Annotated in this window: 9 protein-coding genes; 2 read left to right on the forward strand and 7 right to left on the reverse strand. The window is 46.2% G+C overall.

Translation table 11 applies throughout. From position 1 onward, the window contains the following. The 6 genes from Q0R37_RS12195 to Q0R37_RS12225 all read right to left on the reverse strand — a co-directional run. Window positions 1–2,579, reverse strand: a 2,579-nt coding sequence (locus Q0R37_RS12195) for a cohesin domain-containing protein (protein WP_294754755.1), incomplete at its 3' end; no start/stop codon positions are given. Window positions 2,580–2,639: 60 nt separating this feature from the next. Beyond that, window positions 2,640–4,820 (reverse strand): dockerin type I domain-containing protein, encoded by a 2,181-nt coding sequence (locus Q0R37_RS12200; RefSeq protein ID WP_294754756.1) that lies wholly within the window; start codon window positions 4,818–4,820, stop codon window positions 2,640–2,642. Window positions 4,821–4,917: 97 nt separating this feature from the next. Then, a complete protein-coding gene (locus Q0R37_RS15695; RefSeq protein ID WP_366517431.1) occupies window positions 4,918–5,787 on the reverse strand; it encodes a cohesin domain-containing protein in 870 nt (289 codons plus the stop codon). Between the two features lie 525 nt (window positions 5,788–6,312). Continuing rightward, window positions 6,313–7,572: a CapA family protein gene (locus Q0R37_RS12215; protein ID WP_294754757.1), complete on the reverse strand. Its 1,260-nt coding sequence runs from the start codon at window positions 7,570–7,572 to the stop codon at window positions 6,313–6,315. 297 nt (window positions 7,573–7,869) lie between these two features. After that, window positions 7,870–8,874, reverse strand: a complete 1,005-nt coding sequence (gene dusB / locus Q0R37_RS12220) for a tRNA dihydrouridine synthase DusB (RefSeq protein WP_294754758.1) — start codon at window positions 8,872–8,874, stop codon at window positions 7,870–7,872. Beyond that, window positions 8,867–9,358, reverse strand: a complete 492-nt coding sequence (locus tag Q0R37_RS12225; RefSeq protein WP_294754759.1) for a GtrA family protein — start codon at window positions 9,356–9,358, stop codon at window positions 8,867–8,869. Before Q0R37_RS12225 ends, dusB begins: the two co-directional genes overlap by 8 nt. Before the next feature lie 720 nt (window positions 9,359–10,078). Here Q0R37_RS12225 and Q0R37_RS12230 point away from each other — a divergent pair. Beyond that, window positions 10,079–10,540 (forward strand): hypothetical protein, encoded by a 462-nt coding sequence (locus Q0R37_RS12230; protein WP_294754760.1) that lies wholly within the window; start codon window positions 10,079–10,081, stop codon window positions 10,538–10,540. 11 nt (window positions 10,541–10,551) lie between these two features. After that, window positions 10,552–10,758: a helix-turn-helix transcriptional regulator gene (locus tag Q0R37_RS12235; RefSeq protein WP_173459858.1), complete on the forward strand. Its 207-nt coding sequence runs from the start codon at window positions 10,552–10,554 to the stop codon at window positions 10,756–10,758. Between the two features lie 46 nt (window positions 10,759–10,804). Here Q0R37_RS12235 and Q0R37_RS12240 read toward each other — a convergent pair whose 3' ends face one another. After that, complete coding sequence (locus Q0R37_RS12240; protein WP_294754761.1) at window positions 10,805–12,622, reverse strand: phosphoenolpyruvate carboxykinase (GTP); 1,818 nt, start codon at window positions 12,620–12,622, stop codon at window positions 10,805–10,807. Window positions 12,623–12,995 lie beyond the last annotated feature (373 nt).

A 12,995-nucleotide genomic window follows, 5' to 3' on the forward strand; every position in this document is an offset into this window, starting at 1 on the left:
GTTGTTGTTGTGCTGCCACCGTCCTTGGTTGTTGTACCTGAGGTTGTGGTAGTTGTTGTGCTGCCACCGTCCTTGGTCGTTGTACCTGAGGTTGTGGTAGTTGTAAACGTTGTATACGTTGATATATAAGACGTAGTATTAGTAGTAGTAGTAGTTGTTGTTGTTGTTGGGTCATTAAATTCTGTTGTAGAAGTTGGCTTTGGATTAGGAAGAACTGTGATGCTTCCCTTTACAGTGTAGATCTGAGCTGCTATGTTAGCGCTCTTCTCACCTGCTGCAACGAGATTCTTGATCTCTACAGGAATTACTTCGCCTTCCTTAGCGTTTGCACTTACTGTGTAAGTAAGCTCTGCAACAACTGCGCCGTCGTCAGCTGACTTGAGCTTGCTGTCAGCAAAGAGGAGTCTTACCTTATCGTCGCTTGTCTGAACGTCAGCGCCGTAAGCGGACTTCTTGCCAACTGCTGTCAGTGTTGCATTCTCGCCTGACTCCATATCAAACTGAGCACCTGCGATAGCAAGAGCCTTCTTGTTAGGATCGTATACCTTGATCTCAACCTTAACTTCATCGCCGGGACGAGCATATACATTGTCAACTACCCAAGCAATTGACTTGCCGTCAGGAATAACGATAGGAGCTGTTGTTGTGGTTGTGATCGGGAATGATACTGTTGTAGAAGTTGTTGTCTTCTTAGGATCAACAGTAGATGAAGTAGTTGTAGTTGTATTCTCATCAGGCTTTGTTGTTGTAGTTGTTCCGCCGATTGTGATAGAACCGTCTACAAGCTTAACCTTTGATGAAATGTTTACGCCCTTTTCGCCGCTTACTACTGTATCTGCCCACTTAACAGGGAATGTACCTGTTGTACCTGCAGGGATATCAAATGTAAGTGTAGCGAATACGTCGCCGTCCTTAGCTGTAGCACCCTTTACTGATGCGAAGAGATAAGTATTCTTATCCTTGTTGTCAGAAAGAGCTGCACCGTAAGGCTTGCCTGATACTGAATTAAGAGTGATCGGTGACTTGACGTCGATTGCAAACTGAGCGCCTGCAACTGCAAGCTTTGAATCGCCCTTTACCTGTACCTTGAGCTCTGCGCTTGTAGCGCCAGCTTCAACATTTACATCGGGGATGATCCATGATACTTCGTCAGTATCGCCTGAATCAACTGTGATAGAACCGTCTACAAACTCTACGTTTGAAGTGATATTCTTTGATAAAGCGTCACTGATAACCTTATCAGCCCACTTTATAGCGTACTTGCCGTCTGCACACTTAGCATCAACCTTGAATTCAAGTGTTACGACTGTCTTTCCGTCAGCAGCAGCTACAGAAGCTGAACCTGCCTTACCGAAAAGGATAACATTTTCATCAAGATTTGAGCTTACTGCTGCATCGTAAGCCTCTGACTTAGAAGATACGCCTACGAGCTTGATGTCCTTTGATGCAGAATTGATAGCGAACTGTGCGCCTGCGATAGCGAGAGCTGCCTTATCGGCATCATCAACAACTGCGCTGAGCTTTACAGTGTCGCCGGGCTTTGCGGTCTCGTTTCCGAGAACCCACTTGATCTTGCCGTTCTGCTCGTCACTGCTCTTAACAGTGATAGAACCGTCTGTGAACTTTACCTTAGAGGTGATGTTCTTAGCAAGACCGTCACTTACAACCTGCTCTGCCCACTTTACATCATACTTGCCTGCGGGGCAGTCTGTGGGAACAGTATATGTAAGTGTCATGATCTCAGCCTTATCAGCTGCAACCACGCCTTCCTTAGCAACCTTTGAGAAGAGGAATGCGGGCTTATCGCCTTCGGCGTTGACCTCGATCTTAGCATCATATGCTCCGCCGTCCTTAACGGAATCGAACTTTACAGCTGTGCCAGCGTCGATAACGAACTGGCTGCCTGCAACTCCTACAGCTGAGCCTTCTGCGTTGTTTACGTATGCTGAGAGATTTACCTTCTGTCCGGGAACAGCTGTAACATTGTCGAGTACCCACTCAACTGTGCCGTCAGCGCCCTTCTTGACATTGATAACACCGTCTGTGAATTTTACCTTGTCTGTTACATTCTTACCGCCCGGAGCACTTACAGCACCCTCAGACCACTTTACGTCATATTTGCCTTCCGCACAATCTGCGGGGATAGTGAATTTAAGAGTACCTACTACAGAATTCTGTGCAGCGTTGATACCCTTTACACCACTAAAAAGAAATGTATTTTCGTCTGCGTTGGACGCGATCTCGTAACCGTATGCATTTCCTGTTACGATAGAATTGAAAGCGATTGGTGAAGCGGCTTTGATCACGAACTGACCGCCTGCTACTTCAAGGCCTGTACCCTGTACAACTATAGGCATTGTCACCGTCTGACCGGGAGCTGCTGTAATTGTAGGGAGCTTCCATTCAACTGATCCGTCTGCAGCGAATGTCTTAGCAGAAACATCCAGTACTTCGCCCATACTAATGTTAGGCTGCTCGACAGTTAAACTGCCGGCAGCACTAACTGACGAAGCAAATGCACCTGTCATGAGCGAAGCGCTCATGACAACGGATGTAACTGCTGAAAGCAGTTTCTTCATCAGTGCATTTCCTTTCCGAGCACAAAGCTCTTATTAAATTAGTACGTTCTTATACTGTTCTCAAGCGGGCTTGTTGATCTTCTTAAGGCAGTACTTAACAAGTGTATCGCTATCCTCAGAGTTGATACCCTTATCGCCTGCAACGTCAGCGTTAACCTTGCCCTGCTCTGTGAAGTAATCAATTGAAGGATCAGCAATGTATGTGAGTACGAGAACAACGTCACAAACGTTTACTTCGCCGTCTTCGTTAGCATCGCCCCATACCTGCTTGAGGTCTGAACCGCCGTCCTTTGTTGTTGTAGTTGTTGTGCCCTCATCCTTCTTGGATGTTGTAGATGTAGTTGTTGTAGAAGATGTTGTAGTTGTCTTCTCATCCTTCTTGGATGTTGTAGATGTTGTTGTTGTAGTAGTTGTTGTAGTTGTTGTTGTCTCAGTCTCGCCAACTACTATCTCGAGAGGAGCAAAGCTTGTTGAGTAGTTGTACTTTGTGCTGTCCTTGAATACCTTGCACTGATCAGCAAAGCCGATTGTGTATGTACCGTTAGCAGCATTGTCGTCAACCTTAACCTGGAGTGTGAATGCAGCCTTTCCATCAGCAGGAACGATAGGCTCACCGTCATCGCCTGTAGATGTGAAGTTTGCACGATACTCGTCGATGTTTGTAGAAACGCTTACGCCGTCAAGAGCAGTAGACTTGCCACCGATCTTTGTGATTGTAAGTCCCTTTGTAGCTGCGAACTGTACGTCCATAGCTGAAACTTCCTTACCGCCAGCCTTTACGTTAGCGTAAACTGTGATCTCATCGCCGGGCTTAGCACCCTCGATCTTTGTATTGCCGTTCTTGTCAGCAAATGTGAACTGGATGTCGCCGTCCTGAACAGGCTTATTAGTTGTAGTTGTAGTTGTTGTTGTCTTCTCTTCATCCTTAGAAGTTGTCTTAGTTGTGACACCCTGCTCGCCGTTGCCTACCTTGATAGTAGCAGGAGCAAAGCTTGTAGAGTAGTTGAACTTTGTGCTGTCCTTGAATACCTTGCACTGATCAGCAAAGCCGATTGTGTAAGAAGCATCCTTAGCATCATCAGGAACCTTTACCTGAAGTGTGAATGCAGCCTTTCCATCAGCAGGAACGATAGGCTCACCGTCATCGCCTGTAGATGTGAAGTTTGCACGATACTCATCAATGTTTGTAGAAACGCTTACGCCGTCAAGAGCAGTGGACTTGCCGCCGATCTTTGTGATTGTAAGTCCGTTTGAAGCTGCGAACTGAACGTCCATAGCTGAAACTGCCTTACCGCCAGCCTTTACGTTTGCATAAATTGTGATCTCGTCGCCGGCCTTAGCCTCGATCTCACTGCTGCCGTTCTTGTCAGCAAATGTGAACTGGATATCGCCGTCCTGAACCTTCTGAGTTGTAGTTGTTGTTGTCTTCTCCTCATCCTTCTTGGATGTTGTAGAAGTAGTTGTTGTAGAAGCTGTAGTCTTCTCCTCTTCGCCGTCAGCTGTAACCTTGATAGTCATTGTCTCGAGCTTGAGGTTTCCACCCTTTGTGGTGAATCTTGTCTTCTCGCCCTCTACGAGAGGTGATGGGTTGTCGTTAACACCTGAAGCATCTGTATTGTACTCACAGAAGTTGATAGTGTAAGTACCTGCAGCGATATTCTGAGGAACTATAGCATCAAAAACATAGAAAGGATATGAGTCTGACTTCTCGCCAGCCCAAGCATATTCCTTACCGTTGTTTGTCCATGAGCAGCCGATGAAGTAGTTGTCTGTGCCTGCTGCTGACTGGGATGAATCAATACCGAATACATACTTGCCAGCTGCTGCATAGCCATCGAGATCATCGTATGAACCAGCAAATGAGATATAATTATCAGTCTCGAATGTATCTCCGCCGAGCGTATATGACTTCTCTTCGTCTGTATAAGACTTTGTAGGATTATGAAGAGCAAAGGAGATATCCTTTGAATCTGTCGTTATAGCAACGAGGAGCGAGTCAGTCTTGTTAGTACCCTCTGAATAATATACAGCAGAAGGGATAACATAACCGTCTGCGGGGATATCCTTCTTGTTGATTGTTATGGAGGACTTAGCATCAGCAGCTGATGGTTTGCTGATGTCATATGTTTTAATAGCAAAGCCCTTGGAAGCGTCTGCAGCACCTACAGTTGCAGGAACTACTGCGCTTACCATTGATGCAGCCATACACAGTGATGTGACTGCAGAAATTAACTTTTTCATTTGTAATAATTCCTTTCTTTAGGTTTTTACGCCTATTAATAAAACATAAATTGGGTTTGTATTCCTTTGTAAGGGGGACAAATCAGATAATCTCGGATCAGAGCTCTTTAATGCTCTTGAGCAGGTACTTCTGGATCTTGAGTGCATCATTTGATGTAAGACCCTTTACTTCGTCATCAACATCGCCGTTGAGCTTGCCCTGTTCAGTAATGTGCTTGGAATCAGATCCGCTGAGGCCATACTTATTCGGGTTTGCGAGGCTCTGCATGATGAGAACTGCATCTCCCATATCTACTGTACCGTCACAGTTTGCATCACCGCGAACGATATCTTCAGCAGGCTTTGTAGTAGTTGTTGTTGTAACAACCTTGCCAACTGTAACGCTGCCGTTGTCAACACTTGTTGCCAGCTTTACAGGCTTGCCGTCCTTCTCGTAGCCGCAGCCGATATCTCCGTTGGGAGAACCTGAACCTGCGTATGTCTCACGATCAATAGGAACGATCTTAAGATCGGCAACTGCACCACTTGTTGCACCGCTTGCTACAGTGCCCTTGATAGTACAGAACACGCCGTCGCCCTTGAGCCAATACGAAGCGTCATCAGTAGAAGTCGACCAGATCATGCTCACAAAGCCCTCTTTTGAGTTGATAGAGCTCTCGAAGAGTGGTGAAAGAGCTGCTGACTTGTCAGCTGTCTCTGCGCTCTTGTTTATAAGAGTACCCTGTTCAACTGATGTAATTGTGAGCACCTTGCTGTCATAAGTTACAGCAAAGTCGAGTGCCTGGATACCGGAAGATGGGATATCGGCCAATGATACATCCACCGAAAATTCTGCACCTGCCTCTGCATTAGTTTTGCCAACGGATATCTGCACTGTTTCGCCGGCAGCTACTACAGGTGCAAGTGAGCAGACTGAAAGTGAAAGCATCGCAGCCAATGCTCCGACGACTACCTTTTTTGTCTTCATTATTTTTTCCTCCTTCTTCAATAATGTTATATAACAAAGGAACGGGTATGCCCCTTTTATTATATCTTGTCTTAATTCGGCGGATACTTCATCCGCCGTCCGCAAAACCGCATCATCCTGACGATGATATGCGTACCTGACGGGCGGCAATCGCCGCTGCGGTCAATACAGACGAGACCTTAGCACTCCGAGCTGCGGTTAAAGCGGATCATTCAACAGATCAAGCGTTTGTACACACTGCTCCGAAGCTCCCCTCTGATGTCAGTCTGTGACCGTACCGCACTCTGCACGCAGTGATTTTGTCGTAAGACACATCACACTGCCGTGATGAGACACTTAATGCCAAGTCTATATTTATTCATGATTTCATTATATATCAGGTCTAAAAAAAAGTAAATAGGTTCATATCGTTTTTGGTATTTTACATAAACTGCTTATAGGTTTTTTGCACGGTTTGCACAATCCGATTTTTCCTTAAAAACCACGTTTTTAACACGTTTTTGAATGAAAAATGAATTTTTCAAATTATTTGTCGAGTTTGCGAAATTCAGTAGGAATTGCCTCATCAATTATGTCATTTAATACGTCCCAGCCGAAGTCGGTATACGTACCCTGAGGCACCGCATAAGGCAGTCCGTGACGCTCTGCGAGCTCGGGTGAATACTTGCTGTAGGGGTATATTTTCATGTTCGAGAATTCGCTCTCATAATGGACGATCGTAGGTATGCATCCCACGTCCTCAAGTCTCAGCTCGCCTGTGGTTCCGTCGATAACTATATCGAAGTCCGCCAGCTCTCCGACAACATTAAAATTGTCTGTCTGAGCGCATATGAAATTGCCCATTGAGTAGTAGACAAAGCCCTTCGTTCCGTCATCACGCTCTATCCACTCCATAGTCTGGGCTGTATGTGTATGGCAGCCGAGGATAACATCTGCTCCCCATTCCACCATTTTATTTGCAAGCTCTGTCCTGTCCTCGGAAACGATAGTCGTATCCTCAGCGCCCCAGTGCGCCGAAACAATGACAGCATCGGCTATCTGTCTTGCCTGCTTGATCTGTCTTTCGATGACGTCCTCCTCATCGTTCTTTATAACTCTGAGCGGCACGTCATCAAGCAGTGCGTCGAAGCCGTTGATATGCTCCGCATAGGCGAGAAATGCGATCTTTACGCCGTTTACCTCGCGGACGCGGATATTGTTCGCATCCTCCTCGTCAAGGTAAGCTCCGAGGACCGTGAGGTCGTTCTCCACAGCTTTTCTGTTCCAGAAATTTATGGACTCCTCAAGTCCGCTCGTACCCATATCGAGCAGATGGTTGTTAGCCATTGTGAACACATCGAAGCCGAGGTCTATTACCGCGTCGGCTACCTCGGGAGGCGAATTGAAGATGAGCACTCCGCCCTCAGCACCTCTTACCTCGTTGCTTTCGGAAATCACCGTTTCCTGATTGAGGACAGCAACATCGGCGTCCTGAATAAGGTACTTTACCTCGGAATACAGGGGCTTGAAGTCATAGCCGCTGCCGCCTGCAAGCTCACGGGCATTAACCATAACCGAGTGATGTATCAGATTGTCGCCCGCAGCCGTTACATGGACTACCTTATCGGGCGGAAGAGTTGTCTGTTCCTCGGTAGTTTCCTCGGGAACTGTAGTCCCTTCGGCTTTAGAATCTTCCTGCGGATCGTTATTGGCTTTGCCGACTATTGTTCCGCAGCCTATGCCGCCTGCAACGATCGCCAGCAGAACCGCCAGTGCCCCTGCGGCACGTCCTTTTCTTAGTTTCATAAAGGTCTCCTATATAAAAGCAGTATAAAAATACAATAAATATACCGCTTTTTCAATTCATATTATATCACATTATTTTTCATTTGGCAATTACATTTTGTATCAAACTTAAATGAGTTTACAAGCTGTTTTATAATCCGGCAGATTAAATCTTGATTACAAACATCGGATTTAAGCCAAATTCTGCCTTTGTAACTTTTTCACTTCCCAACATTTGTTGATTTATACGAAATTTCGATCTCTCATTTGTGCAATCTGTCAATTTTGGTATTTTTTATCCAAAAGGTATACTTTTTTCTACACTTTGTTTATTTCGCGCTGCCGCTGCAGCTCGATAAACTCATCTGCAAGAGCTTCCGCCTCGGCATAAGATGAAAGCTGATAGCAGCGGCCGCGGAATTTCGCCGAGCCGTAGTACCCGTTCATATACCACGCTGCGTGTTTTCGGGCTTCATGCATGGCGAGCTCCTCGCATTTTTCGCTGAGCTCAAGTATCAGCCGTATGTGATCAAGCATAACGTGCATTTTTTCTTCAAGCGTCGGCGGAACATAGGCTTCTCCGCGAAGCTGCGAGGCTATCTCACGGAAAATGAAGGGGTTTCCGTAGCTGCCGCGTCCTATCATTACAAGGTCACAGCCTGTCCGCTCATACATCTCCGAGCAGGTGCGGAAGTCAGTTATATCGCCGTTCCCGATAACAGGAACGCTGACCGCTTCTTTTACCGCCCTGACAATTTCCGTGTCCGAAGCGCCGCTGTAGAACATATCCCTTGTGCGCCCGTGGACCGCTATTGCCGCAGCTCCAGCCGCTTCAAGAGCCTTTGCCATTTCGGGAGCGTTGATGCTTTCCACGCTCCAGCCGCTTCGTATCTTCACCGTGACGGGAGTATCACCTGCCGCCTTTACTGCCGCTTCCGCAACAGCTGCCGCAAGCTTAACGTCCTTCATCAGCGCTGAGCCCGCACCCGTACCGACTACCTTCGGAACGGGACAGCCCATATTTATATCTATTATATCGGGCTTGTAATCAAGCACTATCTTTACCGCTTCTGCCATGAAATCGGGCTCGCTGCCGAATAGCTGCACTGCCATGGGACGCTCCCCGTCAGTAACGGTGCAGAGCTCCGCGGTCTTGCGGTCGCTGTAGCATATGCCCTTGGCGGAGACCATTTCGCTCACAACATAAGCGGCTCCGTACTTCTTGCACATGAGCCTGTAGGCACGGTCTGCAACTCCTGCCATAGGGGCAAGCGCAGCCGTCCGCTCTATGGTGACATTTCCTATTTTCAGAGTATCAGTCATTATTCTGCTCCGCAGGAGCTTCTTCCTTGTTCTTGAAAACAAAGACCTTGCTCAGGATATAGTTTGCGATGAATATGAAAACCTGACTCACAAAAGTGATTATGGTCTTGCTCATGCCGAGCCAGTCGCAGAATATGAGGAATATCGCCTCTTCCATGCCCAGTGTAGCAAGTCTTGCGCCGTAGAATGAGGCAAATACCTTCCAGAACTCCTTTGCGCCCTTGGTCTCATTCTTGAAAACGTATTTTTTATTGGTGAAAAACGCAAAAGTCACCGCGCATATCCACGAGAATACAACGCCTGCGGTGCTCTCCCACTTCGGTTCGCCGGGGACGAGCCAGAAGAGAAGGAGCTTTGTCACAATAGAGACTACGGTAGTAAGTCCGCCAAAAACGAGGTAAAGCCACTTTTCTTCGTATTTGTAATATATATCCTGCATCGGCTTGGGCAGTACAGATACGCACCACTTGATGAACTTTTCCATTTTTTCTTTCCTTTCAAAACAAGCTTGACATCACGGAATATGTACGTGCAGATACATATTTCATGAGAAGCGTCTTATCCCGAACTCCGTTCAGGACAATAACCGCCTGAAGGCGGTTATTGAGAACACATTTATTATAATAGCAGTTTACGGAAAAAAAAGCAACCCCTTTCATGTGTTTTTTTGGAATTATTACTTTGGGCAAATGATCTGCCCCCTTACGTAATAATAATCGCTGCGGCGTTCACAACTGTTACACTTCCCGGTCAAAAAATCAAAAAGCCGACTTTCCGTATTACAGCCCGTACAGAATTATATTCATATTATACTAAGAGAGGAAGGCTTTTTTGTTAAATACTTATATTGTATATAACAGGAAAGTGTGATATAATACAAATACACCAATATTTTTACAGTCATTATTCACATAAAAAGTGTTTTGCACCGATAATTTAAGCAACGCTCTGTTTTCATTTCTCTGCAACTGCCGAGAAATATGGAAAGCTCCCCGAATGGGGAGCTTTTTTTATTTTGATGCGGAAGTTCAGCCATCTTGCACATGTGAATATTTTCAGTGAGCGTTCATCTTGTCTATTTTGGCAATATTTAAAGTATCACTTTAAATACTTATTGACATGCTTTAATTTACGTGCTATAATACAGTCATCAGCTGATAAAACTTTAAAAACTTAAAGTAACACTTTAAAAGGAGATGCTGTTATGAACAAAATGATATCTGAAAAACTCAAGAAACGTACATTTATCGACACCATTCTAAGCTGTTTATTCTGCCTCGCTGCGCTTGTTTTGTCTGTATGGCAGTTTATAGGCTATGCGGATCACACAAATATGAAGGAGTACCTGTCCAACAGTCTCTGCTCCCTTGTAATATTCGCAGAGCTGGGACTTCTTGCACTCATACTGCTTGAAATTCGCAAAACAGGCAAGCCCTTCTCAAAAAAAATAATAACCAAGCTCCGCTTAATGGCAGTTATCCTCTTGGCAGGCGGCCTTATACCGTCCTGTTCGACTATACCTGTAGATGACAGCCAATTCGCAGTGACCATATCTTTTGATATGCAGAATATACTTATAATCGGTATTGGTGTAATAATCGGCATATTATCCGAGGTTTTCGTATACGGTCTCAGTCTTCAGGAAGACAACGACTCGATTGCATAAGGCGGTGCGGCATGGCAATAATAATCAGACTTGACAGAATAATGGCTGACCGCAAGATGTCCCTGAACGAACTTGCCGAAAAAGTCGGCATGACAAACGTCAATCTCTCAAACCTCAAAACAGGCAAAATGAAGGGCATACGCTTTGAGACCATGAACGCCATATGCGAGGCTCTCGAATGTCAGCCGGGCGATCTGTTTGAGCACGTAAATGAATAAGGCTGTACATAAAAAGCTCCCCTTTCGGGGAGCTTTAAATTTTCAATTACTTGTTGAGATTTGCTTCGATCATGTCGAGCTCATCGTAGAGTGCCTGCGGGATATTGCCGCCCTTAGCCTTGATGTCCTCGTCATAGTATCTTCTCATCTCAGCGATCTCCTTCTTCCACTCGTCCTTGTCAACTGTGAGGAGCTGCTTGAGAGCAGAAGGTGTTACCTCGTCCTCGATGCCCTTGAGGTTGATATCCTCAGGCTTGGGGAGATATCCGATAGGAGTCTCAACTGCGTCAACTTCGCCGTCAACTCTCTTGATGATCCAGTCAAGAACTCTCATGTTCTCGCCGTAGCCCGGCCAGAGGAAGTTGCCCTGATCGTCTGTTCTGAACCAGTTTACATTGAAGATCTTAGGAGCCTTGCTGCCGAGTCTTGCGCCCATTTCGAGCCAGTGTGCCCAGTAGTCGCCTACATTGTAGCCGATGAAGGGCTTCATAGCCATAGGATCGTGACGGAGCACGCCTACTGCGCCTGTAGCAGCTGCTGTTGTCTCTGAAGATACAGCTGATCCGATGTATGTACCGTGTGTCCAGTCGAATGACTGATATACGAGAGGAGCTGTTGATGCACGTCTGCCGCCGAAGATGATAGCAGATACGGGCACGCCCTCAGGATTGTTGAACTCAGGAGAGATGCAGGGGCAGTTCTGTGCGGGAGCTGTAAATCTTGAGTTGGGGTGAGCAAGCTTCTTGCCCTCAGCTACCCAAGCTTCACCGTCGCACTTGATTCCTGTCCACTCTGTAGCGTCCTTAGGCGGATTCTCGTTGAGCTTCTCCCACCATACAGTGTTGTCGCTGTTGTCGAGAGCTACGTTTGTGAAGATAGCGCCGTTCTTTGTACAAGCAAGAGCATTGTAGTTGGACTTTGCGTTTGTTCCGGGTGCAACGCCGAAGAAGCCGTTCTCGGGGTTGATAGCGTAAAGTCTGCCGTCCTTGCCGGGCTTCATCCAAGCGATATCGTCGCCGACTGTGAATACCTCATAGCCTTCCTTCTTGTATCCCTCGGGCGGAATGAGCATTGCAAGGTTTGTCTTGCCGCAGGCTGACGGGAATGCTGCTGTGATATACTTAACCTCGCCGTTTGGCTTCTTGAGACCGAGGATAAGCATATGCTCAGCCATCCAAGCCTCGTTCTTGCCCTGGAATGAAGCGATACGGAGTGCGAAGCACTTCTTGCCGAGGAGAACATTTCCGCCGTAAGCAGAGTTGATAGACCAGATAGTATTTTCCTCAGGGAACTGAACGATGTATCTCTTCTCGGGATCAACGTCAGCCTTTGAGTGGAGGCCTCTTACGAAATCATCGGAAGTATCGCCGAGGTTCTCGAAAGCCTGCTTGCCCATACGTGTCATGATGTTCATGTTGAGTACAACGTAGATAGAGTCTGTTACCTCTACGCCTACCTTAGCAAGAGGAGAACCGATGGGTCCCATTGAATAAGGGATAACATACATTGTTCTGCCCTTCATAACTCCCTTGTACATAGGTGTGAGGAGAGCCTTCATCTCGTCGGGAGCCATCCAGTTGTTTGTAGGACCTGCGCCCTTCTTTTCCTTTGAGCAGATGAATGTTCTGTCCTCAACACGTGCAACGTCGTTAGCACGGGTCCTGTGATAGAGACAATTCGGATACTTCTCGGGGTTGAGCTTGTACATTTTGTCCCAGCTGTCATCGGGGAGCGAAGTAACTTCCTCGATAAGTGAGTCGATCTGCTCCTTTGAGCCATCGATCCATACTACCTTGTCAGGCTGGCAGAGAGCAACCATCTCGTCAACCCACTTTAATACGTTGGGATTTTTTGTCAATGACATTGTATAATACCTCCTAAAAAATTATCATATAATACGCGGAAATAATGCTCCGCGAACAGAAAGTCAGTAAAAAACCGAACGTTCCTCAAATACTATTATATCTGTTTTTTGTCAATGTGTCAATAGTCATTTACGGTATTTTTTAGGAATAGCAATATTACCTAAAGTTATAGCAATAATTGCGGTTTCGGACACTTATACTGTAATAATACGCGGTAAACCGTTCGGGTGATATATAAAAAAGCGCACGTTGTTATATTTTTGTCAATAGTCTGCTCCCGATTGATATTTCCAATGAAATGTGGTATAATAAATCATAATTTATATTCGTAGGGGCGGATATTATCCGCCCGAAATTACACTTGCGCTTTGT

Source organism: uncultured Ruminococcus sp., assembly GCF_946415235.1.
GTDB lineage: Bacteria > Bacillota > Clostridia > Oscillospirales > Ruminococcaceae > Ruminococcus.

Excerpts from the sequence above, each read along its gene's own strand:
- Q0R37_RS12230 (WP_294754760.1), top strand. The coding sequence starts at position 10,079 with ATGAACAAAATGATATCTGAAAAACTCAAGAAACGTACATTTATCGAC.
- Q0R37_RS12235 (WP_173459858.1), top strand. The coding sequence starts at position 10,552 with ATGGCAATAATAATCAGACTTGACAGAATAATGGCTGACCGCAAGATG.
- Q0R37_RS12215 (WP_294754757.1), bottom strand. The coding sequence starts at position 7,572 with ATGAAACTAAGAAAAGGACGTGCCGCAGGGGCACTGGCGGTTCTGCTG.
- Q0R37_RS15695 (WP_366517431.1), bottom strand. The coding sequence starts at position 5,787 with ATGAAGACAAAAAAGGTAGTCGTCGGAGCATTGGCTGCGATGCTTTCA.
- Q0R37_RS12225 (WP_294754759.1), bottom strand. The coding sequence starts at position 9,358 with ATGGAAAAGTTCATCAAGTGGTGCGTATCTGTACTGCCCAAGCCGATG.
- Q0R37_RS12200 (WP_294754756.1), bottom strand. The coding sequence starts at position 4,820 with ATGAAAAAGTTAATTTCTGCAGTCACATCACTGTGTATGGCTGCATCA.
- Q0R37_RS12240 (WP_294754761.1), bottom strand. The coding sequence starts at position 12,622 with ATGTCATTGACAAAAAATCCCAACGTATTAAAGTGGGTTGACGAGATG.
- dusB (WP_294754758.1), bottom strand. The coding sequence starts at position 8,874 with ATGACTGATACTCTGAAAATAGGAAATGTCACCATAGAGCGGACGGCT.